Raw genomic sequence first — 24,179 nt, forward strand, 5'->3', positions numbered from 1 at the left:
CTGATGACACCATCGGCCCCGCACCAGGAAGCAGGCATCCGACATGGGCAAGCTCGTCTCCACCATCTTCGTCACCCTCGACGGCGTCTACCAGGGCCCCGGCGGCCCCGAAGAGGACACCCGCGGCGGCTTCGAGCACGGCGGCTGGAGTTTCGTCTACGGCGACGACGACTTCGGCCGGTTCGTGGTCGAGGTCTTCGACCGCTCCGGCGCCTACCTGCTCGGCCGTCGTACGTACGACATCTTCGCCTCGTACTGGCCGCTGAAGACGGATCCCGCCGACCCGATCGCGTCCAAGCTGAACGACCTGCCGAAGTACGTCGCCTCGGCCACCCTCACCGACCCCTCCTGGGCCGGTACCACGGTCATCGGCGGCGACCTCGCCAAGGAGGTCACCGACCTCAAGGAGCGCACCGACGGCGAGCTCCAGGTGCACGGCAGCGGCGCCCTCGTCCGGTCCCTCCTCGAACTCGGCCTCCTCGACACGATCCACCTGGTGACCTTCCCGGTCGTGCTCGGCACCGGCCTGCGGCTGTTCCCCGAGGGCACCGCCCCCAAGGCCTTCAAACGCACGGGCGGGACGATCACCGGCACCGGCGTCTCCATCCAGACGTACGACCTGGCGGGCCGCCCGACCTACGGCTCGTACGCGGACGCCGACGCCGAAAACTCCTAGTCGGCGCGGGCCCGCGCCGGTACGGTGATCGTTCCGTGTGGCAGCCGCCGATGTCTCCACCACCTCGCCGGAGACCGGGAGAGCCGCCCCCATGTCCACGATCGCCGTACCGTGTGCCGTCGCGCCCCGCCGCGCCTGGCTCACCGACCTGCCCGTCCTGCTGGTCGCCGTCGTCTGGGGCGCCAGCTATCTCGTCGCCAAGGACATCACCACCGCCCGCACGGTCCTGGCCGTCCTGGTGCTGCGCTTCGCCCTCGTGCTGCCCGCCCTCGCGGCCGTCGGTCACCGCTCGCTGCGCGCCCTGACGGCCGCCCAGTGGCGCGGCGCGGGGCTCCTCGGGCTGATCCTCGCCGGGATCTTCCTCCTGGAGACCTACGGCGTCGTCCACACCTCGGCGACCAACGCGGGCCTCATCATCAGCCTCACCATGATCTTCACGCCGCTCGCCGAGGCCGCCGTGACGCGCACCCGGCCCTCCCGCGCCTTCCTCGGAGCGGCGGCCCTCTCGGTGCTCGGCGTGCTGCTGCTGACCCAGGGCGCGGGTTTCAGCCGCCCCTCCCTCGGTGACCTCCTCATGCTGCTTGCCGCCCTCGCCCGCACTCTGCACGTCCTGGCCATGTCCCGCGTCAAGTCCGTCGAGGGCGCCGACGCGCTGTCCCTGACGACCGTCCAACTCGGCGCCGCCGTCGGGGTGTTCGCGGTCCTGTCGGCCGGCGCCGACACCACACCGTGGGCGGTGGCCGCGGATTTCGGGGCACGCGAGTGGGCCGGGCTGCTCTTCCTGTCCGCGTTCTGCACCCTGTTCGCCTTCTTCGTCCAGATGTGGGCCGTACGCCGGACCTCTCCCTCCCGGGTCAGCCTCCTGCTCGGCACCGAGCCCCTGTGGGCCGCCGCGGCCGGTATCGCGCTCGGCGGGGAGCGGCTCGGCGCGTTCGGCCTGGCAGGCGGCGTTCTCGTGCTTGTGGGGACCGCGTGGGGACGCGGGGCCGCACGTTAACTCCCGGAAAACTCATCGGACTTGGCGGGAAATTCCGCGGGCTTGTCATTGACATGCCACTATCTACGCGCGTCATCATGGGGGGCATGAGATTCCCCCCACGAATCACCCGCATCGGCGCCGCAGCCGCCGTTCTGTCCACCGTTCTGGTCGGCGGCGCCGTCGCCACCGCGACCCCGGCGGCCGCCGCGGTCGGCAGTATCTGCTACAGCGCCCTGCCCGACCAGGCGTACGACACGCTCGACCTGATCGCGACGAACGGCCCCTTCCCCTACTCGCAGGACGGCACCGTCTTCCGCAACCAGGAAGGCGTCCTGCCGAGCCAGACGTCGGGCTACTACCACGAGTACACGGTCAAGACGCCCGGTTCGTCCACGCGCGGAGCGCGCCGCATCATCACCGGCAAGAAGACCCAAGAGGACTACTACACCGCTGACCACTACGTCACGTTCAAACTGATCAACTTCGGCTGCTGAGCCGGACGACCAGCTGCACCACTGCTCGCCCCTCGCCCCGCGGCTCCCCCCACGATCATGGGCCGCGGGGTGAGGCATGTCCGCCGAAAGTCGCCGACCGCGCGACTTTGGTCTCCGATCACCGCCACGGTTGGGTGACCGGGCCCGACCCCTGCGTAGATTTGTCGACCGTGACCGATGACAGGACAGCGCGGGTACCGCAGGCGTTCGCGGGGCGCCGATGGCTGCTGCCGTCCGCCGTGGCGGACGAACTCGACCCCGACGTCGAACGGCGCGGACGGCCCCGCCGTACCGCACGCGACTGGGTCGTCGACACCTGCTGCTTCCTGCTGGCCGTGCTCATCGGACTGGCCGCCGCGCAGACCCTCAAGAACGACACCGCGACCCCGCACCCCCTCGCCGTCGTGGACCAGCTCTTCGGGGTCCTCGCCTGCGGCGCGGTGTGGCTGCGCCGCCGCTGGCCGGTCGGCCTCGCGATCGCGATGGTCCCCATCGGCTTCGTGTCGAACACGGCCGGCGGCGCCGCCATGGTCGCCGTCTTCACCCTCGCCGTGCACCGCCCCTTCCGCTACGTCGCCTGGATCGGCGGCATCCAGCTCGTCCTGGCCCCGCTGTTCTACTGGCTGCGTCCTGACCCCGATCTGCCGTACGCCGGCGCGGTCGTGTTCACCGAGCTGCTCGTGCTCACCCTCATCGGCTGGGGCATGTTCGTCCGCTCCAAGCGGCAGCTCATGCTGAGCCTGCGCGACCGTGCCCGGCGCGCCGAGACGGAGGCGGAACTGCGGGCCGAGCAGGCCCAGCGGCTCGCCCGCGAGGCCATCGCGCGCGAGATGCACGACGTGCTCGCCCACCGGCTGACCCTGCTGAGCGTGCACGCGGGCGCCCTGGAGTTCCGGCCGGACGCGCCCCAGGAGGAGGTCGCGCGGGCGGCCGGCGTCATCCGGGAGAGCGCCCACGAGGCGTTGCAGGACCTGCGGGAGATCATCGGCGTCCTGCGCGCGGGCGAGCCCGACGACACGGGCCGCCCCCAGCCCACGCTCGGCGCCCTGGACGCGCTGGTCACCGAGTCCCGCGAGGCCGGCATGAAGGTCACCCTCGCCAACCGCGTCACCGACCCCGCCGCGGTCCCCGCCTCGGTCGGCCGCACCGCCTACCGCATCGCCCAGGAGGCCCTCACCAACGCCCGCAAACACGCGCCCGGCACGGAGGTCACGGTGACGGTCACCGGCAGCCCGGGCGACGGCCTCGTGATCGCCGTGCACAATCCGCCCCCCGAGGGCCGGGTCCCGCACGTCCCCGGCTCCGGCCAGGGCCTGATCGGCCTCACCGAGAGGGCCACGCTCGCCGGCGGACGACTGGAGCACGGCCCGCAGGCGGGCGGCGGATTCCGGGTGCGGGCGTGGCTGCCCTGGGGGTGAGCATCGCCCGGCGCCACGGGTAACTCCCTTTCCGGGCAGGGGTGATGGCGGCTGGTCCCGGAACGTCGCCGGGCCCGGTTCCCGCCGTGGATCCGGGGAACGCGCGCCCTGCGGCAGCCTCACTCGGGCGAACTCCGAGGTCGCGCATACGTGTTGACGTCGGTCACCGCTCGCGCCGTGACGACGGTCCGCCCTCCTGGCACCGGCCGTCGCCCGACCGTGGTTACGTAGCCCCATGACCGCGATCAGACTGCTCCTCGTCGACGACGACCCGCTGGTGCGGGCCGGGCTGTCCCTCATGTTGGGCGGCGCCGCCGACATCGAGATCGTCGGCGAGGCCGCCGACGGCAGTGAGGTCGAGGAACTCGTCGACCGCGTCCACCCGGACGTCGTCCTCATGGACATCCGCATGCCCTCGGTGGACGGACTGACCGCCACGGAGCGACTGCGCGCCCGCGGCGACGCGCCCCAGATCGTCGTCCTCACCACCTTCCACGCCGACGAACAGGTGCTACGGGCCCTGCGCGCGGGCGCCGCCGGATTCGTCCTCAAGGACACCCCGCCCGCCGAGATCCTCGACGCCGTACGCCGGGTCGCGGCCGGCGATCCCGTGCTGTCGCCCGCGGTCACCCGTCAGTTGATGGAACACGCGGCGGGCACCGCCACGGACACCCGTCGGGCACGCGCGCGTGAGCGCGTCTCCGCCCTGGGGGACCGCGAACGCGAGGTCGCCGTCGCCGTCGGCCAGGGTCTCGCCAACGCCGAGATCGCCACCGGCCTCTTCATGAGCGTCGCCACCGTCAAGACCCACGTCTCCCGCATTCTGGCCAAGCTCGACCTCAACAACCGTGTGCAGATCGCCCTGTTGGCGTACGACGCGGGTCTGCTCGAAGAGGACGGGGGAAGCGGGCACTAGTCGCCGCCGCCGCGCGTTCCCTCTGCACTGGGAGATCTCGGGGGATCGTCCGCGAGGGGCAGCACATGACCGAGGTAATCGATTTAGGAGAGTTCGGCGAGGGGTTCCGACGGGACCCGCATCCGGTGTACGCCATGCTGCGGGAGCGGGGCCCGGTGCAGCTCGTGCGCCTGCCGAGAGCGGACCAGTCCTACGTGACCTGGCTGATCGTGGGGCACGAGGAGGCGCGCGCGGCCCTGGCCGACCCGCGGCTGGCCAAGGACGGCGCCAAGATCGGGATGACGTTCCTCGACGAGGAGCTGATCGGCAAGTACCTGCTGGCCGCCGACCCGCCGCGGCACACCCGCCTGCGCGGACTGATCACGCGCGCGTTCACCATGCGCCGCGTCGAGGAACTGCGCCCACGCGTCCAGCAGATCACCGACGAACTCCTCGACGCGATGCTGCCGTTCGGCCACGGCGACCTGGTCGACGCGTTCTCCTACCCGCTGCCCATCACCGTGATCTGCGAACTCCTCGGCGTGCCCGACATGGACCGCGCGGAGTTCCGCAAGCTGTCCACCGAGGTGGTCGCACCCAGCGATCCGGGCAACTCGTACGACGCGTTCGTGCGGCTCGCCGAGTACCTCGACGACCTGATCGAGGACAAGCGCCGCGCCGGCCCGAGCGGAGACCTCCTCAGCGACCTGATCCGCACCACCGCCGAGGACGGCGACCGGCTCTCCCCGCAGGAACTGCGGGGCATGGCCTTCATCCTGCTCATCGCCGGCCACGAGACCACCGTCAACCTCCTCACCAACGGCGTCCACGCCCTGCTCGGCCACCCCGACCAACTCGCCGCCCTGCGCGCCGACATGACCCTCCTCGACGGCGCGATCGAGGAGATGCTGCGCTACGAGGGCCCGGTGGAGAACGGCACGTTCCGCTTCGCCGCGGAGCCTCTGGAGATCGCCGGCACCTCCATCGCGAAGGGCGACGCGGTCATGGTCGGCCTGACCGCCGCCGACCGCGACGCGGGCCGCTATCCCGCCCCCGACCGCTTCGACATCCGCCGCGACACCCGCGGTCACCTCGCCTTCGGCCACGGCATCCACTACTGCCTGGGCGCCCCCTTGGCCCGCCTCGAAGCACGCACGGCGATACGCACCCTGCTGGAGCGCGCCCCCGCCCTCACCCTGGACGGCCCGCCCGGCGACTGGCTCCCGGGCATGCTGATGCGCGGGATGCGGGCGTTGCCGGTGCGCTGGTAGAACGGCGGCACCGGACGGCCGTATCAGCGACAGCGGCCGTGGCGGCCGTAGCGACGGTGGAAGCCGTGACGAAAGCCATGACGAAAGCCGCAGTGAAGGCCGTGACGAAAGCCGTAGTGGAAGCCGTAGGAGGCCCGTCCCCGTGACCGCACCCGTCGAGTTCGACCTGACCATGGCCCGGAAGGCGCTGGAGAGCCAGCCCTTCAGCAGGCTGATCGGCGCGCGCCTGAGTGCCTTCGGGGACGGCGTCGCCACGCTGGAGATCGACATCAGGGAGGACCTCCACCAGCAGAACGGCTTCGTGCACGGCGGGGTCCTCGCCTACGCCGCCGACAACGCGCTCACCTTCGCCGGCGGCACGTTCCTCGGCCCGGCGGTCCTCACCGGCGGCCTCACCATCCAGTACGTCCGCCCTGCCACCGGCCGTACCCTGCGCGCCCACGCCGAGGTCGTGCAGGCCGGCCGCCGTCAGGCCGTCGTCCGCTGCGACGTCCGCACGGTCGCCGACGACGGCACGGAGGCCCTGTGCGCGGTCGCCCAGGGCACCGTGCTGGCGGTCAGCTGAAGGGCATCCCGCCCGCGATCTCCGCCAGACGGACCGGTCTGTGTTCGCGTCTGGACACTTCGCAGGCCTCGGCGATGCGCAGCGCCTGCAAGGCTTCACGGCCGTCGCACGGGTTGGTGCGCTGGCCGACGACGACCTCGACGAAGGCGATCAACTCGGCCTCGTAGGCGGGCCCGAAGCGCTCCAGGAAGCCGGTCCACGGCTTGGTCGCGGCCGGCGGCCCGGTCGGCTCGGTGGACGCGATCGGGGTGCGGTCGTCCAGGCCGACCACGACCTGGTCGAGCTCTCCGGCCAACTCCATGCGGACGTCGTAGCCCGCCCCGTTCAGCCGGGCGGCCGTCGTCGTGGCCAGCGTGCCGTCGTCCAGCGTGAGGACCGCCGCTGCCGTGTCGATGTCACCGGCCGCGCGGAACATCGCGGGCCCGGCGTCCGAACCGGTCGCGTACACGTCGACGACCTCGTGCCCGGTCACCCAGCGCAGCATGTCGAAGTCGTGGATCAGGGTGTCCCGGTACAGCCCGCCGGAGATCGGTAGATACTCGGCAGGCGGAGGCGTCCGGTCGGAGGTCATCGCCCGCACGGTGTGCAGCCGTCCCAGCCGCCCCGAACGCACCGCCTCCCGGGCGCCCGTGTAGCCCGCGTCGAACCGGCGCTGAAACCCCATCTGAAGGATCGTTCCCGCCGTCTCGACCTCGGCGATCGCGGCCAGCGAACCGGGCAGATCAAGGGCTATGGGCTTCTCGCAGAACACCGGAAGCCCGGAACGTGCCGCCCTTCCGATTAATTCGGCGTGCGCCGATGTCGCCGTAGTGATCACCACGGCGTCCACGCCCCACTTGAAGATCTCCTCCGTGCTCGGTGCCGCCGTTTCCCCCAGCCGGTTCGCCAGCTCCTGGGCCCGTGCCGGGTCCACGTCGGTGAGGATCAGCGAACCGACCTCACGATGACGGCTGAGCGTCCTGGCATGGATGGTCCCGATGCGGCCCGTACCGATGACTCCGATGCGCATGGGAACAAACTGAGGGCCGACCAGGCACGCTGTCAATGCGTATGTCCGGACAATCGAACTACATCACTTCCCGTCAACCATTCACAGAGCTACGCTCGCCCCGTGCCGAAACCAGATGTGGACCCGACAGTGCCGCTCGAACTCAGCGTGGACCGGAGCAGCCCGGTGCCGTTGTACTTCCAGCTGTCCCAGCAACTGGAGGCCGCGATCGAACACGGCTCGCTCACGCCGGGCAGCCTGCTGGGCAACGAGATCGAGCTGGCCGCCCGGCTCGGCCTGTCCCGGCCCACGGTCCGCCAGGCCATCCAGTCCCTGGTCGACAAGGGACTCCTGGTGCGCCGCCGGGGCGTCGGCACGCAGGTCGTGCACAGCCAGGTCAAACGCCCGCTGGAACTCAGCAGCCTCTTCGACGACCTGGAGGCGGCCGGGCAGCGCCCCGCCACGAAGGTCCTCGTCAACATCGTCGTCCCGGCGTCCGCCGAGGTGGCGGCGGCACTCGGCGTGGCCGAGGACAGCGACGTACACCGCATCGACCGGCTGCGCCTCGCGCACGGCGAGCCGATGGCGTACCTGAGCAACCACCTGCCGCTCGGCCTGCTCGACCTGAACACCGCGCAACTGGAGGCCACCGGCCTCTACCGCATGATGCGCACCGCCGGCATCACCCTGCACAGCGCCCGCCAGTCCATCGGCGCCCGCGGCGCGACGGCCGAGGAGGCCGAGCGCCTGGCCGAGACCGAAGGCGCCCCGCTCCTCACCATGCAGCGCACCACGTTCGACGACACGGGCAGAGCGGTCGAATTCGGCAGCCACACCTATCGCCCGACCCGCTATTCGTTCGAGTTCCAGCTCCTGGTACGTCCGTGAGTGCGCCGATTCACCCGCGATGTTCGTCATAATGTCCGGACAATGAGATTCAATTGACGCTCACGTGGGTTCCCTTTCAGGCGCGCGAGACCGTGTCTGTTTGCGGCTCCGCCGCGGGGCGCGACCAGCCACGATGTACCCGCGGAAGACAACGATCCGCACCCCCTGTACGCCCCCGCACAGCACCTGGTGTCACGGTGAGGCAGAATCGGGCCTTGATGAGCACCTACGGCAATTTCAGCGCCCCCATAGGCTCCCGCCGCGCGCCGGCGCTCCGCACCGTCGGCACGCGCGAGCGGAGGTCACACCTGACCGCCCCCCGCGTGCCCACCGTCGGCATCGACATCGGCGGCACCAAGGTCATGGCGGGCGTCGTGGACGCCGACGGCAACATCCTGGAGAAGCTCCGCACGGAGACCCCGGACAAGTCCAAGAGCCCCAAGGTCGTCGAGGACACCATCGTCGAACTGGTCCTGGACCTCTCCGACCGCCACGACGTGCACGCGGTCGGCATCGGCGCGGCCGGCTGGGTCGACGCGGAACGCAACCGCATCCTGTTCGCCCCGCACCTGTCCTGGCGCAACGAGCCGCTCCGCGACCGCATCTCCAGCCGCCTCGCCGTCCCCGTCCTGGTGGACAACGACGCGAACTCCGCCGCCTGGGCCGAGTGGCGCTTCGGCGCCGGCCGTGGCGAGGACCACCTGGTCATGATCACGCTCGGCACCGGCATCGGCGGCGCGATCCTGGAGGACGGCCAGGTCAAGCGCGGCAAGTACGGCGTCGCAGGCGAGTTCGGTCATATGCAGGTCGTGCCCGGCGGCCACCGCTGCGCGTGCGGCAACCGCGGCTGCTGGGAGCAGTACAGCTCAGGCAACGCGCTGGTCAGGGAAGCGCGCGAGCTGGCCGCGGCCGACTCCCCGGTGGCGTACGGGATCATCGAGCACGTCAAGGGCAACATCGGCGACATCACCGGGCCGATGATCACCGAGCTGGCCCGCGAGGGCGACGCGATGTGCATCGAGCTGCTCCAGGACATCGGCCAGTGGCTCGGCGTCGGCATCGCCAACCTCGCCGCCGCCCTCGACCCGTCCTGCTTCGTGATCGGCGGCGGTGTCTCCGCCGCCGACGACCTGCTGATCGGCCCCGCGCGGGACGCGTTCAAGCGGCAGCTCACCGGTCGCGGCTACCGCCCCGAGGCCCGCATAGTGCGCGCCCAGCTCGGCCCCGAGGCCGGCATGGTCGGCGCCGCCGACCTCGCCCGCCTGGTCGCCCGCCGCTTCCGCCGCGCCAAGCGCCGCCGGGTCGAGCGGTACGAGCGCTACGAGCGGTTCGCCGAGTCCCGGCGCGACACCCAGGACACGGCATGATCGCCTCGCTGCCGCGCCAAACCACCTCCCGGGACGAACCGCCCCGACCACCCGAGGACCCCCGCCACAAGGCCCGCCGCCGAGCGATCACCCTGCTCATCATCGTGCTGCTCATCGGCGTACCGGCCGTCTATCTGGCGATCTCCGCGAACCAGAGCCGCAACAGCGGCAAGGACAAGGAGGACAAGTACTCGGCGACCGGCCTCACCGTGGGCTGGCCCTCCAAGGTCCAGCGCCGCCTCTACCAGGTACCGGTCCCGCACCCGGCCGAAGAGGTCGCGTTCTACGAGACCAACAACTGGAAGACCAGCCGCCTCTACGTCCAGTTCCAGACCACCGACGCGGGCCTGGACACCTTCCTCGCCGGCATAGACGTCGACCGGCACACGCTGAAGAAGAACGACATCACCATCAGCGCCCGCGACCAGAAGATCACCGGCTGGACGTTCACCCGCACCGGCCCCTGGTGGGGCGTCGTCAACAAGCAGAAGGACCCGGCCCCCACCCAGGACATCGTGGTGAACCTGTCGGACCCGAAGCTCCCCATGGTCTACGTCGTCTCCCGCACGGTTCCCTAGCAGGGCGGCCCCGGCCGGTCGCCGGAGCCGATTGTCAGACCCCGCCCGTAGAGTCGAAGACAGCTGACACGACTGACGGGCGGGAGGTGACAGGACGTATGACGGACACGGCACTCATGGAGCAGATCTCCGTACGGCTGGCCGCGGTCTTCCTGCCGTCCCCCGTCGTCCCGCGCGAGGGCCGCATCGCCTTCTGGGACCCCGACGGGGAGCGCGCCCTCCCCGAGACCGAAGAGGGCGTGGAACAGACCGAGTTGACGGTCGTACGACGGTCCGGCGCCGGCGTCCGCCGCAGGTCCACCCCCGCGCTGACCCTGACCGTCGAAGCGGCCCTGCCCCTGCTCGTGCGCGCCCGCCGGGACCCCGCCGCCCATCCCGCCACGGCCTGCTGGGGCGCCGCCGCCCTGCACGCACTGCGGCTCGCCGCCCGTGGCCGACTGCTCCCCGGCCTCACCGCGACGGGTCACGACGCCTGGCGCGCGGGCCCCCTGGAGCCCGAGGACATCGCGCACGTCCGCGCGGTCGCGGCGGCCCTCCCGTACGAGGGCCACGCGGTCCCGCTGCCCGGCCCCGGCCCGCTCCGGCTGCCCGAGCCGGAAGCGCTGATGCGGTCCTTCCTGGACGCGGTCGCGGACACCCTGCCCCGCACTCCGGCCGCGCCGTACACCGCCGGGTTGCCCTTCGCGGCCCGCAAACCGCAGCGCCTGCGCGACGCCCAGGACTGGGCCGCCGAGGTCGCCGCCGGCATGGACGCGGGCGTGCGGATCTCGCTCCGCCTCGACCTCTCGGCCTACGACCTGTTCGACGACGACGGCGGGCGGGTGCGCAGCGTCGGCGCGGCGATCGTCCAGGTGCACAGCCTCGCCGACCCCACCCTCGTGGTCGACGCGGCGGCCCTGTGGGCGGGCACGGCGGACACCGCCTTCGGCCCCCGCGCGCGGGTGGACGCCGCGCTGGCCGTACGCCGGGCCGCGCGCGTGTGGCCCCCGCTGGACCGTCTCACCGAGCAGGACGTGCCCGACGTACTCGCCCTGTCCGAGGAGGAGTTGGGGGACCTGCTCGGCATCGCGGCCACGCGCCTCGCGGCGGCCGGGGTCGCCGTTCATTGGCCCCGGGACCTGGCCCAGGACCTGACGGTCTCCGCCGTGGTCCGGTCGGCGCCGGGTTCCGCGACCGACGGCACGGGCTTCTTCGAGAGCGAGGAACTGCTCCAGTTCCGCTGGCAGTTGGCGCTCGGCGGCGACCCGCTCACCGAGGCCGAGATGGACACCCTGGCCGAGGCCCACCGCCCGGTCGTACGGCTGCGGGACCAGTGGGTGCTGGTCGACCCGGCCCTCGTCCGCAAGGCCCGCAAACGAGAACTGGGCCTGCTCGACCCGGTCGACGCGCTGTCCGTCGCCCTCACCGGCACCGCGGAGGTCGACGGCGAGCGGGTGGAGGCCGTCCCGGTCGGCGCGCTGGCCACCCTCCGCGACCGCTTGACGGCAGGCATCCAGCCCGCCGAGCCACCTCCCGGCCTCGACGCCACTCTCCGGGACTACCAACTCCGGGGCCTGGCCTGGCTCGACCTCATGACCTCCCTCGGCCTGGGCGGCTGCCTCGCCGACGACATGGGCCTCGGCAAGACGATCACCCTCATCGCCCTCCACCTGCGGCGGTCACACCGCGACCCCACCCTGGTGGTCTGCCCGGCCTCCCTCCTGGGCAACTGGCAGCGGGAGATCACCCGCTTCGCCCCCGGAGTCCCCGTCCGCCGCTTCCACGGCGCGGACCGCACCCTGGAGGACCTGACCGGCGGCTTCGTCCTCACGACGTACGGCACGATGCGCTCGGCGGCGGCGACGCTCGCCCAGCAACCGTGGGGCATGGTCGTCGCGGACGAGGCCCAGCACGTCAAGAACCCGTACTCGGCGACGGCGAAGGCACTGCGCACGATCCCGTCCCCCGCGCGCGTGGCCCTCACCGGCACACCGGTGGAGAACAACCTCTCCGAGCTGTGGGCCCTGCTGGACTGGACGACCCCCGGACTCCTCGGCCCCCTGAAGTCCTTCCGCGCCCGGCACGCGCGCGCGGTGGAGAACGGCGAGGACGAGGAGGCGGTGACCCGCCTGGCCCGCCTGGTCCGCCCGTTCCTCCTGCGCCGCAAGAAGTCCGACCCCGGTATCGTCCCCGAACTGCCGCCCAAGACGGAGACGGACCACCCGGTCCCGCTCACCCGGGAACAGGCCTCGCTCTACGAGGCGGTGGTGCGGGAGTCGATGCTGGTGATCGAGACGACGGAGGGCATCGCCCGCCGGGGCCTGGTCCTCAAGCTCCTCACCTCCCTCAAACAGATCTGCGACCACCCCGCGCTGTACCTGAAGGAGGACCACACCGCGGCCCGGGCCACCGGAGACCGCCTCGCCGCCCGCTCCGGCAAACTCGCCCTGCTGGACGAGCTGTTGGACACGCTGCTGTCCGAGGACGGCTCCGCGATCGTCTTCACGCAGTACGTCGGCATGGCCCGCCTGATCACGTCCCACCTGTCGGCCCGAGCGGTCCCGGTGGAGCTGCTGCACGGCGGCACACCGGTACCGGAGCGGGAGCGCATGGTGGACCGTTTCCAGGAGGGCGCGACCCCGGTCCTGGTCCTCTCCCTGAAGGCGGCGGGCACCGGCCTCAACCTGACCCGCGCGGGCCACGTCGTCCACTTCGACCGCTGGTGGAACCCGGCGGTCGAGGAACAGGCCACGGACCGCGCGTACCGCATCGGCCAGACCCAGCCGGTCCAGGTCCACCGCCTCATCACCGAGGGCACGGTCGAGGACCGCATCGCCGACATGCTCGGAGCGAAGCGGGCGTTGGCGGACGCGATCCTCGGCTCCGGGGAGTCGTCACTGACCGAACTGTCGGACCGGGACCTCTCGGACCTGGTCTCGTTGCGGAGGGAGTCGTGACGGGGGTGGAGGGGGTTGCGCAGAGTGAGGGCGAGGCGGAGCACGCCGGAGAACTCGCTCTAGACGAAGGCGAGTTGGACCGGACGCGGTCCGCGCCGAGCGCGAGTGAACAGACCGAGCAACCAGCCGCACGCCCCGCCGACCTGGCACGGCAAGCCCTGCGGGCCGCGCGCGAGCGCCGGGAGGGGGCGGGGGAGAGCACTGCGGGGCATGTGGCGGACGCCCAGGACTCGACGGTCCGCACGCGGGAGTTGACCGGTCGTGAGGATTCGGTGTCCCGCGCGGGCGAGTTGACTGGCCCTGAGGAGTCGGTGTCGCGCGCACCTGTGCCGACTGGTCGTGAGGATTCGGTGTCCCGCGCGGGCGAGTTGACCGGTCCTGAGGAGTCGGTGTCCCGCACGCGTGTGCCGACCGGTCGTGAGGAGGCGGCGTCCCGCACATCCGTGCCGACCGGTCCTGAAGACTCGGCGTCCCGCACGTCTGTGCCGACGGGTCCTGCGGATTCGGCATACCGCGGAAGCGAGTTGACCGGTCCTGAGGAGTTGACGTCGCGCGCCTCCATGCCGACCGGTGGTGAGGACTTGTCGCCCCCCGCGTCCATGCCAACCGGCCCCAAGAAGTCGGCGTCCCGCACGCGTGTGCCAACTGGCCCTGAGGACTCGGCGGTTCGCGCCTCAACGCCGACCAGTCGTAAGGACTGGGCGCCCCACGCGTCCGTGCCGACCGGACCTGAGGAGCCGACCTCGCGCCGACCCAGGCCGACCGGCGCCGAGACGACGACGGTCACCGCACCCCTGGTCACCGACCCCCCGGCGCCCGCCCCACGGCCCGGTGACGCCGCCCGCGCGGCGTTGCGCGCCGCGCTACCGCTTCGACGGGAGGCAGCAGCAGCCGTAGCCGCCGACTCCGAGGACACCCACACCGAACCCGCTCCCGACCTCGCGGCACCAGGCGACCGCCCGGCACCCTCTGCCCCCGCCCTCGTCGACAGCACCCCGGACCAGCCGTCCACCCGGCCCGCCGACCTCGCACGTGAGGCTCTGCGAGCAGCCCGGCGAGAGAGTCAGCAGGCCCGGACCGACGCGGTGCGCAAGGGAGTTGAGCGGGCGCCCCGACCACCCCGCCGGACCTCGACCCCCTCCAGCACCGGCACAGACACAACCATCGGCACCTCACGGACACGCACCACCCAAGCACCCGGCGGTGTCGAAGCCCACCGAGCGCGCGCCGTAAGGGACATGCTCGCCGGCGCCTTCCAGATGCCTCAGGACGACGACCCCACCACGGAGTTGTCCGCCGACAACGACAACGACCTTGAAGACCAGACGAGTCGGACCGCACGGACACCGGACCACACCGCACCCCGACCCGAGGCCGCGCCCCTCACCCCCGCGCCCCTCACCCCCACCTCCATGGCATCCCCCTCCCGGGACAGCGACCTCCGCCGTACCTTCCCCGCCTTCGCGCCCCGCCCCTCGGACGGACACGGCGACAACACCTTCGCCGAGACCTGGTGGGGCAACGCATGGGTCACCGCGTTGGAAGAAGGCGCGCTGGACCCCAAGCGCCTTGCGCGGGGCCGGGGTTACGCGGAGAAGGGGCATGTCGACGCGATCACCGTGACACCGGGGCTCGTGCTCGGCTATGTGCAGGGCAGCCGCGCGCGGCCGTACCGCGTACAGGTGCGGCTGCGGACGCTGGACGACGCCGACTGGGAGCGGTTCCTGGACGCCGCCGCCGACCGGCCGGGGCACATCGCCGCGCTGCTCGACAAGGAGATGCCCAAGTCCCTTGCGGAGAGCGGGGTTCCGCTGCTGCCGGGCCCCGGCGACCTTTCCCCCCAGTGCAGTTGCCCGGACGACGGTCACCCCTGCAAGCACGCCGCCGCCCTCTGCTACCAGACCGCCCGCCTCCTGGACGCCGACCCCTTCGTCCTGCTCCTGCTCCGCGGCCGGGGCGAACGCCCGCTGCTCGACGTCCTGTCCCGCCGTAACGCGACCCGTGCGGCCCGCGCCGCCCAGGAGCAGGAACCCGCCCCCCTCCCCGGCGTAAGAGCCACCGACGTGCTCGTCGAGCCGGGGCGCCGACTCCCGCCACTGCCACCCCCGTTGCCCATGCCCCCGCACCCCGAGCAGCCTCCGGTGTACCCAGCCGCTCCGGGCGGTCCGGACCCCTTCGCGCTCGACCAGTTGGCGACCGACGCCGCCGCCCGCGCGCACGCGCTGCTCAGCACCGGCCGGGACCCGGTGGGTGAGCTGACGCTGTGGCAGGACGCGGTGCGGCTCGCCGCGGCCCGCCCCGGTTCGGGGCTCACCGCCGCCACCCGCTCCCTCTACGCCTCCCTCGCCAAGGCCACCGGACGCAGCACGGCCGAACTGGCGCGTGCGGTCGCCGCCTGGCGGCAGGGCGGCATCGAGGGCCTCGCCGTACTCGAAGAGCCCTGGGACCCACCGGCAGGCCGCTTCGACCGGGCCCGCCCCCTCCTCCTCGCCGCCGACCTCCCGGCCTTCCGCCCCTGGCACAACCACCTCACCCACCCCCGTGGCCATGTCCAACTCCGCCTGGGCCGCGACGGCCTGTGGTACGCCTACGAATCGGAACCGGGCGACGAGGACTGGTGGCCCAGAGGCACCCCCGACCTGGACCCGGTGGGCGCGCTGACGGGCCTGGGCGCCCCCGGCGAACTCTGATCCGCCCCCCTGGAGTCCCACCCGAATCCGGTGAAGGCGGTGTGAGGGTTCCCCGCTGATGTGCACCGATGTGTGGGAGCAGAGTGGGGAGACCGGGGGCCCCACAGCCGGACCGTAAGAAACGGCGGTTACGTTGGAGCGGTGAGCGACATGAACACCCCCGCACTCCAGTACCGCTTCGACGGCCCCGAAGACGCGCCCGTTCTCATCCTGGGCCCGTCGCTCGGGACGACGTGGCACATGTTCGATCGCCAGGTACCCGAACTGGTGAAACAGTGGCGGGTCTTCCGGTACGACCTCCCGGGGCACGGCGGCTCGCCCGCGCACCCGACCGGCTCGGTCGCCGACCTGGCCGACCGGCTGCTGGCCACGCTCGACGCCCTCGGCGTGCAGCGCTTCGGCTACGCGGGCTGCGCGCTCGGCGGCGCGGTCGGTCTCGAACTGGTCCTGCGCCACCCGGAGCGGGTGGCCTCGCTGGCGCTGATCGCCGCCTCGCCCCGCTTCGGCACGGCGGACGAGTTCCGCCAGCGGGGGGTGATCGTGCGCACCAACGGGCTCGACCCCATCGCCCGCACCTCGCCCGACCGCTGGTTCACCAGCGGGTTCGCCGCCTCGCAGCCGGCGATCACCGAGTGGGCCGTCCAGATGGTGCGCACCACCGACCCCGGCTGCTACATCGCCGCGTGCGAGGCGCTGGCCGCGTTCGACGTACGGTCCGAACTCGCCCGCATCGGCGTGCCGACCCTCGTCCTCGTCGGCTCCGACGACCAGGTCACCGGCCCCGCCGAGGCGCGCACCCTGGTCGCCGGCATCCCGGACGCCCGCCTCGCGGTCGTACCCGCCGCCTCGCACCTGGTCCCGGTCGAGCAGCCCACCGCCGTCACCGACCTCCTCGTCCGGCACTTCTCCACGGCCTGGCAGCCGCCCTACGACCTCCACTCCACCGGACAGATCCCGGTCGTGACGGCCCCGGTCAGGCCGGTCCTCGCCGCGCCGCAGCAGCTCGCGCCGATCGCCGAGATCGCGCCGCCGCCGGTCGTGGCGCCGCAGGTCATGGGCCGCCCGGACCCCTACGACACCGGGATCAAGGTCCGCCGCGAGGTGCTCGGCGACGCGCATGTCGACCGGGCGCTGGCGCAGGCCGACGAGTTCTCCGGGGACTTCCAGGAGTTCATCACCCGCTACGCGTGGGGCGAGATCTGGGACCGCCCGGGCCTCGACCGGCGTTCGCGCAGCTGCGTCACCCTCACCGCGCTGGTCGCGGGCGGTCACCTGGAGGAGCTGGCCTTCCACACCCGGGCGGCGCTGCGCAACGGCCTCACCCCGACCGAGATCAAGGAAGTGCTGATGCAGGCCGCCGTGTACTGCGGTGTACCGGCCGCGAACAGCGCCTTCAAGGTGGCCCAGCAGGTCATCCGCGAGGAGACGACCCCCACGGAGTGATCGTCAGGCCGGTACCGAGAGCACCAGTCTCAACTGCCCGTCCGCAGCCGGGCAGCGGCAGGATGGAACCATGACGCTCACCAAGCTCACCAAGAAGTCGCACGCCTGCATCCGTCTGGAGAAGGACGGCCGGACGCTCGTCATCGACCCGGGCCTCTTCACCGAGGAGGACGCCACCGCCGGCGCGGACGCGATCCTGGTCACCCACGAGCACGTCGACCACTTCAGCGAGGACCGGCTGCGGGCCGGCCTGGAGGCCAACCCGGCCGCCGAGATCTGGACCCTGAAGTCGGTCGCCGACCAGCTCTCCGCCGCCTTCCCGGGCCGGGTGCACACGGTCGGCCACGGCGACACGTTCACGGCGGCTGGCTTCGACGTCCAGGTGCACGGCGAACTGCACGCCGTGATCCACCCCGACATCCCGCGCATCACCAACGTCGGCTACCTGATCGACGGCGGCCGCTTCTTCCACCCGGGCGACGCCCTCACCGTCCCCGACCACACCGTGGAGACCCTGCTGCTCCCGGTCATGGCCCCCTGGAGCAAGATCTCCGAGGTCATCGACTACGTCCGCGAGGTCAAGCCGCAGCGCGCCTACGACATCCACGACGCCCTGCTCACCGACCTCGCCCGCCCGATCTACGACCACCAGATCGGCGCGCTCGGCGGCGCGGAGCACCTGCGGCTGGCGCCCGGCGAGGCCGCGGACCTGTGAGTGTCAGAGCCGCCCGGTAGGTTGTGAGGCATGCGCATCGCGACCTGGAACGTGAACTCGATCACCGCCCGTCTGCCGAGGCTCCTGGCCTGGCTGGAGAGCAGCGGCACCGATGTGCTGTGCCTCCAGGAGGCCAAGCTGGCCGAGGCGCAGTTCCCGTTCGACGAGCTGCGCGAGGCGGGCTACGAGGCGGCGGTCAACGCGACCGGCCGGTGGAACGGCGTGGCGGTGCTCTCCCGCGTAGGACTGGACGACGTGGTCAAGGGCCTCCCCGGGGACCCCGGTTACGACGGCGTCCAGGAGCCCCGCGCCGTCACGGCGACCTGCGGCCCGGTCCGCGTCTGTTCGGTGTATGTGCCCAACGGCCGCGAGGTGGACCACCCCCACTACACGTACAAGCTCCAGTGGTTCGAGGCCCTCAGGGCGGCCGTCACCGACGACGCGCAGGGCAGCCGCCCGTTCGCGGTGCTGGGTGACTACAACGTGGCGCCGACGGACGACGACGTCTTCGACGTGGCCGCCTTCGAGGGCCTCACCCACGTCACCCCGGCCGAGCGCGCCGCCCTGACCGCCCTGCGCGACGCGGGCCTGTCGGACGTGGTCCCGCGCCCCCTCAAGTACGACCACCCGTACACGTATTGGGACTACCGCCAGCTCGCCTTCCCGAAGAACCGAGGCATGCGCATCGACCTCGTGTACGGCAACGAACCGTTCGCGAAGGCCGTCACCGACTCCTACGTGGACCGCGAGGAGCGCAAGGGCAAGGGCGCCTCGGACCACGCGCCGGTGGTCGTCGACCTGGACGTCTGACCCGCCCGCGTTCGTCAACAGGGGCCCCGGGGAAGGGATTTCGCCACTCCGGGCCCGCCGTTGACACGCCACCCGGGACGCCCTGTGGTGCGTACGGCGGTACGAATGACACGCTGGGCGTATGAACATCCCTTTCCTGGGCAACCGGGGCGAGAAGCGCGGCGCGCACGACCCCGCAGGTATCGCCGAACCGCTGTCCGAGTGCGAACTGCTCCGCTCCCACGCGGCCCGGGAGGGCATCCAACTCGACGACTCCGCAAGCTCGTTGGAGGCGCTCGACCAACTGGTGCCCCGCTGGCGGGACGACGAGGAGACCCTGTCCCGGCTCGGCAACGACGCCGGTCTCTATCTGGGCACCGTGATCGTGCGCACGGTCCCGGGCGCCGCCTGGGCGATCTGGTCGAACGGCCAGCCCGTCGTACGCCTCGACTCCGGGCGCGAGTTCGACGTCGTGGCCTCCGGACATGAGTGGGCCGCCAGCGGTGTGCCCGAGCTCTCGCAGCTGTACGCCGAGGTCGCCGAAGAGTAAGAGCGACGTAAATACGGCTAATGCCCGAAAAGTGCGTGTCGTGCGTTAACTCCACTCTTGTGTCGATAGTTTGCGGCGACCACGACACAGCTGAGATTGAGTAGGGCTGGGCATGGCCGTCGATCCGTTGATCGAACTGCGGGACGTCAACAAGTACTACGGGGAGCTGCATGTCCTTCAGGACATCAACCTCACCGTCGGCAAGGGGGAGGTGGTCGTGGTCATCGGCCCTTCGGGGTCGGGAAAGTCGACGCTGTGCCGAGCGATCAACCGGCTGGAGACCATCGAGTCCGGGACGATCGAGCTCGACGGAAAGCCGCTGCCCGAGGAGGGCAAGGCTCTCGCACAGCTCCGCGCCGAAGTCGGCATGGTCTTCCAGTCCTTCAACCTGTTCGCCCACAAGACGGTCCTCCAGAACGTCTCGCTGGCCCAGGTCAAAGTCCGCAAACGGAAACGCGAGGACGCCGACAGACGCTCCCTCGAACTCCTCGACCGCGTGGGCCTCGCCTCCCAGGCGCCCAAGTTCCCCGCGCAGCTCTCCGGCGGCCAGCAGCAGCGCGTGGCCATCGCCCGCGCCCTCGCCATGGAACCCAAGGCACTTCTCTTCGACGAGCCGACCTCGGCCCTCGACCCGGAGATGATCAACGAAGTCCTCGAGGTCATGCGGCAGTTGGCCCATGACGGCATGACCATGGTCGTCGTCACCCACGAGATGGGCTTCGCCCGCTCCGCCGCCAACCGCGTCGTGTTCATGGCCGACGGCCGCGTCATCGAGGACCGCACCCCCGAGGAGTTCTTCACCAACCCGCGCACCGACCGGGCCAAGGACTTCCTGTCCAAGATCCTCAAGCACTGAGCGGGGGAGTGCGATCCATGTTCCGTACGACCCGTGCGTCGTTCGCCGTCGTCACGCTCGCCGCGCTGCTCGCGAGTGCCTGCGGCAAGGAGGGCAGCCCGCCCGTCAAGGGCCCGGCCGCCGAGAAACTCCCCAACTACCAAGTCGCGCAAGGCTTTCAGCTCCCCGACTCGCCGACCTGGAAGCGGGCGAAGAAGCGCGGCCACTTCACCGTCGGCGCCAAGGAGGACCAGCCCTACCTCGGCGAGAAGGACCCCGCGACGGGCACCTACTCCGGCTTCGACATCGAGATCGCCAAGATGATGTCGGCCTCCCTCGGCCTCGCCCCCAAGACGATCCACTTCAGGACGATCGCCTCCGCCAACCGCGAAACCGCCCTGCAGAACGGCCAGATCGACTACTACGTCGGCACCTACACCATCAACGACATGCGCAAGAAACTCGTCGGCTTCGCCGGCCCCTACTACCTGGCCGGCCAGTCGCTCCTCGTGCGCACCGACGAGCACGACATCAACGGCCCGCAGGACCTCGCCGGCAAACGCGTCTGCTCGGCGGCCGGCTCGACGCCGTACCAGCGCATCAAGGACGACTATCCCAAGGCCCAACTCGTCGCCTACGACACCTACTCGGTGTGCGTCGACAACCTGCTCACCTACCAGGTCGACGCCGTCACCACCGACGACGCGATCCTCATCGGCTACGCGGCGAAGGTCCCCGATCAGCTCAAGGTCGTCGGCAAGCCCTTCTCGAAGGAGCCGTACGGCATCGGAGTCCCGCACGGCGACAACGCCCTGCGGTTCGCCCTCGACGACGCGTTGGAGGCCCGTGAGAAGAACGGCGACTGGAAGAAGGCGTACGAGGCGACGCTCGGCCTGTCCGGAGTGCCCGCGCCCACCCCGCCCGCGATCGACCGCTACCCGGCGAGCTGAGGGAGGCAGACGTGAACGTACTGACAGACAACTTCTCCACCTTCGGCGACGGCTTCCTCGGCACCGTCGAACTCACTCTCTACGCCTCGGTGTTGGCGCTCGTCCTCGGGTTCCTCATGGCCTCCTTCCGGGTCGCCCCGGTCGGTTCGCTGCGCGTGTTCGGCACGGTGTGGGTGACCGTCCTGCGCAACACCCCGCTCACCCTGCTGTTCTTCGCGGTGCTGCTCGGCCTGCCGCGCTTCGGACTCGTGCTGCCCTTCAAGGTGTTCGCGGTCCTCGCGCTCGGCTGCTACACCTCGGCGTTCATCTGCGAGGCGCTGCGCTCCGGCATCAACACCGTGCCCCGAGGGCAGGGGGAGGCGGCCCGCAGCCTCGGCATGTCCTTCGGGCAGAGCCTCGGCCTGGTCGTGCTGCCGCAGGCGTTCCGCTCGGTGATCCCGCCGGTCGGCTCCACCCTCATCGCCCTCGCCAAGAACTCGGCGATCGCGGGCGCCTTCAGCGTCACCGAACTCCTCGGCACCTACCGGACGTTGAGCGAACTCGGCTACAACATCGTCTGGACCTTCGTCTGGATCGCCCTCGGCTACCTGATCATCACCCTCGCCATCAGCGCGCTGTTCAACACGCTGGAGAGGAAGTGGGGAGTCGCCCGATGACCACCGCCAACGCCCTCTACGACGTCCCCGGCCCCAAGACCCGCAAACGGCACCGGCTTTACGGCATCGCGTCCACGGTCGTCATCCTCGCGCTGCTCGGCTGGATCCTCTATCTCCTGTTCGACACCGACCAGTTCACGTACACGAAGTGGATGCCCTTCGAGTACAAGGGAATTCAGGAACTGCTGCTGCGCGGCCTCGGCAACACGCTCAAGGCCTTCGGTCTTGCGGCCGTACTGTCACTGGCACTTGGCACCCTGCTCGCCGTGGGGCGCCTCTCGGACCACCGCCCGGTGCGCTGGCTGTCCACGCTCGTCGTGGAGTTCTTCCGCGCCATGCCCGTCCTGGTGATGATCTTCTTCATCTTCGTGGCGCTCAAGGTGCAGCCGCTGCCCGCACTGGTCGCCGGACTCGCCCTCTACAACGGCTCGGTGCTCGCCGAGGTCTTCCGCTCCGGCGTGGGCAGCGTCGAACGCGGCCAGCGGGAGGCCGCGTTCGCGCTCGGCATGCGCAAGACCCAGGTCATGTCGTACGTCCTCGTACCGCAGGCCGTACGGGCCATGCTGCCCGCCATCATCAGCCAGTTGGTGGTCGCCCTGAAGGACACCTCGCTGGGCTATCTGATCACCTATGAGGAGTTTCTCCATGCCGGGAAGCTGATCGCGTCGAACCTCGACTACGATTTGCCGTTCATCCCGGTGGTGATGGTGATCTCGCCGATCTACATCGGGATGTGCATGCTGCTCTCCTGGTTCGCCGGTTGGGTGTCCCGCCGGGAGCAGCGCAGTCCCAAGACCGAGGCCGTGGACATGGCCCCGGCCGAACCAGGGACGCTGCTGCCGCGGGTGCAGTAGTTGGAGAGGGCACTTGCCCGCCCGGCAGCAGCCGGAGATCACTGCTCGCGCAGCGGGATCGACACGTATGACGGGTCGTTCGCCGGCGAGGAGAAGGTCAGCTGCGCGCCGGTCGGGTTGTGCTCGATGTAGAGCGGGTCGACCGTGTCGACGACCAGGGCGAGATGATGCCCTGCCGGGACGTCGTAGGCCGTGGAGAACAACTCCAGGTCCACACCGAACGGCTGGCCGGGCGTCTGCCCGTGCCAGGTGTACGGCGCGTTGCTGACCAGCTTGCCGAGGCCGAGCGGGCCCACGTCGTAGAGGTACGCGACGAGGGTGCCGCTCTCCTTGGTGTCGGTGACCGTGGTGTGCAACGTGACGGTGCCGCGCACCTGTTGGGCACTCGGGTACGTCCCCGACTGCCATACGGCGGCCCAGCGGCGCGGCAGCAGCGGTACCCACGCGACCGGCGGCACCTGCGCGACCTGGTCGAGGATGCTGGACAGGAAGACGATCCCGCCGTCGGCGCCCGAGTCGACGTTGGTGTGGATGGTGGTGGTGCCCGCGAGGCCGATCTTCTTCCGTGTCGCGCCGACCGACTTCCAGTCCGGATAGCCCTCGTAGCCGCCCGCGGAACGGGACTTGAGCTCGACCGGCTGCTCGCGGTCGATCCCGTTGTCCGCGCCCTTGAGGTAGCGGTCGAACCAGCGCTCGGTGTCCGTCCACACGTCGTTGGGCACCCCGAACAGTCCGGTGAGTTCGGCGGTGGCATGGTCGCCGGGCCGGAGTTCGAGCCGCTTGGGTCCGCTCAACTTCCCGTAGAAGTCGGCGATCTGGTTGGGCGGGAAGATCGTGTCGCCCCAGGCGCTGGCGAGCATGATCGCCGCACCGTTCTTGTTGATCTGATCGAGGTAGGTGGCGGGGGAACGCTCCTTCCCCCAGGCGATCAGCTCCTGTTCCTTGGACAGGTCGGCGGCGAAGAAGTCCTTGAAGACCTGGCTGGTCTCCGCGCTCGGCCGGCCGGTGACGAGGCCGACGCCGTCCAACAGCGCGGTCGCCTGGGAGTGTTCGGTACGGCCCGAGTAGATCGAGCCGATCAGGTCCGCCCAGCCGCTCAGCGAGGCGACTGCCTTGATCCGCTTGTCGTGTGCCGCCGCGAGCAGACTGATACCGGCGCCGTACGACACGCCCGCCATCCCGATGTGCCCCGCGTCGGACGGGGTGTTGGCGAGCGCCCAGTCGATCACCTTGGACGCGTCGGCCACGTCGGCCGGGCCGCCGACCTCTATCCCGCCGCCGGACTGCCAGAAGCCGCGGACGTTGTAACTGACCACGACATAGCCGGAGTTCGCGAGCTTCTGGGCCTGGGCCAGGTACTGGACCTGCGGGAATCCCCAGCTCGTGGGCAGCACGAGAAGGGGATAGTCGTGCGAGTCGTCGGCGCCCGCGGGCGTGACGACGTTCGCCGCGAGCTGCGTACCGCCGTCGCCCGCGATGTCGACGAAGCGGACGCCGTTCGTGGCGGCCTGGGCGGCGGGGGCGAGCCCGAGGACGCCTCCGGCGACGAGGGTCGCGGAGACGGCGCCCACGGCGGTCGTACGCAGGGCCTGGCGACGGTTTCGCACGGGTCACTCCTCACACGTGTCACTGCAAAGTGACC

At 71.0% G+C, this 24,179-nt stretch carries 22 protein-coding genes; 20 read left to right on the forward strand and 2 right to left on the reverse strand.

Features of this window, described 5'->3' with window-relative positions; all coding sequences use genetic code 11:
- Positions 1-43 precede the first annotated feature (43 nt).
- The 7 genes from ACIRRY_RS00635 (at position 44) to ACIRRY_RS00665 (ending at position 6,298) form a co-directional block, all read left to right on the forward strand.
- On the forward strand, positions 44-676 hold the full coding sequence (locus tag ACIRRY_RS00635) for a dihydrofolate reductase family protein (RefSeq protein WP_403966083.1): 633 nt from the start codon (positions 44-46) through the stop codon (positions 674-676).
- Between the two features lie 91 nt (positions 677-767).
- Positions 768-1,673: a DMT family transporter gene (locus ACIRRY_RS00640; RefSeq protein ID WP_403968268.1), complete on the forward strand. Its 906-nt coding sequence runs from the start codon at positions 768-770 to the stop codon at positions 1,671-1,673.
- Positions 1,674-1,759: 86 nt separating this feature from the next.
- Positions 1,760-2,149, forward strand: coding sequence for a ribonuclease domain-containing protein (locus ACIRRY_RS00645; protein WP_403966086.1), 390 nt, complete (start codon positions 1,760-1,762; stop codon positions 2,147-2,149).
- 161 nt (positions 2,150-2,310) lie between these two features.
- Positions 2,311-3,567 (forward strand): sensor histidine kinase, encoded by a 1,257-nt coding sequence (locus tag ACIRRY_RS00650; protein WP_403966089.1) that lies wholly within the window; start codon positions 2,311-2,313, stop codon positions 3,565-3,567.
- Positions 3,568-3,802: 235 nt separating this feature from the next.
- Complete coding sequence (locus ACIRRY_RS00655; RefSeq protein ID WP_403966092.1) at positions 3,803-4,483, forward strand: response regulator; 681 nt, start codon at positions 3,803-3,805, stop codon at positions 4,481-4,483.
- A 65-nt stretch (positions 4,484-4,548) separates the two neighbouring features.
- Positions 4,549-5,733: a cytochrome P450 gene (locus ACIRRY_RS00660; protein WP_403966095.1), complete on the forward strand. Its 1,185-nt coding sequence runs from the start codon at positions 4,549-4,551 to the stop codon at positions 5,731-5,733.
- A 142-nt stretch (positions 5,734-5,875) separates the two neighbouring features.
- Positions 5,876-6,298 (forward strand): PaaI family thioesterase, encoded by a 423-nt coding sequence (locus ACIRRY_RS00665; protein WP_403966098.1) that lies wholly within the window; start codon positions 5,876-5,878, stop codon positions 6,296-6,298.
- On the opposite strand, the gene ACIRRY_RS00670 is transcribed toward ACIRRY_RS00665, so the two are convergent.
- A complete protein-coding gene (locus tag ACIRRY_RS00670; RefSeq protein WP_403966101.1) occupies positions 6,291-7,307 on the reverse strand; it encodes a Gfo/Idh/MocA family oxidoreductase in 1,017 nt (338 codons plus the stop codon). The two genes, ACIRRY_RS00665 and ACIRRY_RS00670, sit on opposite strands and share 8 nt — an antisense overlap.
- A gap of 129 nt (positions 7,308-7,436) precedes the next feature.
- Here ACIRRY_RS00670 and ACIRRY_RS00675 point away from each other — a divergent pair, with 129 nt between their 5' ends.
- The 13 genes from ACIRRY_RS00675 to ACIRRY_RS00735 all read left to right on the forward strand — a co-directional run bounded on the left by ACIRRY_RS00675 (position 7,437) and on the right by ACIRRY_RS00735 (position 22,537).
- The gene (locus ACIRRY_RS00675) at positions 7,437-8,174 is read left to right on the forward strand and encodes a GntR family transcriptional regulator (protein ID WP_403968270.1); all 738 of its coding nucleotides are present in this window, start codon (positions 7,437-7,439) and stop codon (positions 8,172-8,174) included.
- A 218-nt stretch (positions 8,175-8,392) separates the two neighbouring features.
- Positions 8,393-9,541: an ROK family glucokinase gene (locus tag ACIRRY_RS00680; protein WP_403968272.1), complete on the forward strand. Its 1,149-nt coding sequence runs from the start codon at positions 8,393-8,395 to the stop codon at positions 9,539-9,541.
- Positions 9,538-10,119, forward strand: a complete 582-nt coding sequence (locus ACIRRY_RS00685; protein WP_403966104.1) for a sugar kinase — start codon at positions 9,538-9,540, stop codon at positions 10,117-10,119. Before ACIRRY_RS00680 ends, ACIRRY_RS00685 begins: the two co-directional genes overlap by 4 nt.
- 98 nt (positions 10,120-10,217) lie before the next feature.
- Entirely contained in the window at positions 10,218-13,055 is a 2,838-nt protein-coding gene (locus ACIRRY_RS00690) for a DEAD/DEAH box helicase (protein WP_403966107.1), read from the forward strand.
- A 716-nt stretch (positions 13,056-13,771) separates the two neighbouring features.
- Positions 13,772-15,745 (forward strand): SWIM zinc finger family protein, encoded by a 1,974-nt coding sequence (locus ACIRRY_RS00695; RefSeq protein WP_403966110.1) that lies wholly within the window; start codon positions 13,772-13,774, stop codon positions 15,743-15,745.
- A gap of 150 nt (positions 15,746-15,895) precedes the next feature.
- Complete coding sequence (gene pcaC, locus ACIRRY_RS00700; RefSeq protein ID WP_403968274.1) at positions 15,896-17,188, forward strand: 4-carboxymuconolactone decarboxylase; 1,293 nt, start codon at positions 15,896-15,898, stop codon at positions 17,186-17,188.
- A 70-nt stretch (positions 17,189-17,258) separates the two neighbouring features.
- The gene (locus ACIRRY_RS00705) at positions 17,259-17,903 is read left to right on the forward strand and encodes an MBL fold metallo-hydrolase (protein ID WP_403966112.1); all 645 of its coding nucleotides are present in this window, start codon (positions 17,259-17,261) and stop codon (positions 17,901-17,903) included.
- 30 nt (positions 17,904-17,933) lie between these two features.
- The gene (locus tag ACIRRY_RS00710; RefSeq protein ID WP_403966115.1) at positions 17,934-18,713 is read left to right on the forward strand and encodes an exodeoxyribonuclease III; all 780 of its coding nucleotides are present in this window, start codon (positions 17,934-17,936) and stop codon (positions 18,711-18,713) included.
- A 121-nt stretch (positions 18,714-18,834) separates the two neighbouring features.
- The gene (locus tag ACIRRY_RS00715; protein ID WP_403966118.1) at positions 18,835-19,242 is read left to right on the forward strand and encodes a DUF6278 family protein; all 408 of its coding nucleotides are present in this window, start codon (positions 18,835-18,837) and stop codon (positions 19,240-19,242) included.
- A gap of 112 nt (positions 19,243-19,354) precedes the next feature.
- The gene (locus ACIRRY_RS00720) at positions 19,355-20,098 is read left to right on the forward strand and encodes an amino acid ABC transporter ATP-binding protein (protein ID WP_403966121.1); all 744 of its coding nucleotides are present in this window, start codon (positions 19,355-19,357) and stop codon (positions 20,096-20,098) included.
- Positions 20,099-20,115: 17 nt separating this feature from the next.
- Entirely contained in the window at positions 20,116-21,027 is a 912-nt protein-coding gene (locus ACIRRY_RS00725) for a glutamate ABC transporter substrate-binding protein (RefSeq protein WP_403966123.1), read from the forward strand.
- Positions 21,028-21,038: 11 nt separating this feature from the next.
- Complete coding sequence (locus tag ACIRRY_RS00730; RefSeq protein ID WP_403966126.1) at positions 21,039-21,683, forward strand: amino acid ABC transporter permease; 645 nt, start codon at positions 21,039-21,041, stop codon at positions 21,681-21,683.
- The gene (locus tag ACIRRY_RS00735; protein WP_403966129.1) at positions 21,680-22,537 is read left to right on the forward strand and encodes an amino acid ABC transporter permease; all 858 of its coding nucleotides are present in this window, start codon (positions 21,680-21,682) and stop codon (positions 22,535-22,537) included. The genes ACIRRY_RS00730 and ACIRRY_RS00735 overlap by 4 nt, the downstream gene beginning before the upstream one ends.
- Before the next feature lie 38 nt (positions 22,538-22,575).
- On the opposite strand, the gene ACIRRY_RS00740 is transcribed toward ACIRRY_RS00735, so the two are convergent.
- Positions 22,576-24,144 carry a CocE/NonD family hydrolase gene (locus ACIRRY_RS00740; RefSeq protein WP_403966132.1) on the reverse strand — a complete coding sequence of 523 codons (1,569 nt, stop codon included), beginning with the start codon at positions 24,142-24,144 and terminating at the stop codon, positions 22,576-22,578.
- Positions 24,145-24,179: the final 35 nt, after the last annotated feature.

It is taken from the genome of Streptomyces sp. NPDC101776 (genome assembly GCF_044766845.1).
In the GTDB taxonomy this organism is placed as follows: Bacteria; Actinomycetota; Actinomycetes; order Streptomycetales; family Streptomycetaceae; genus Streptomyces.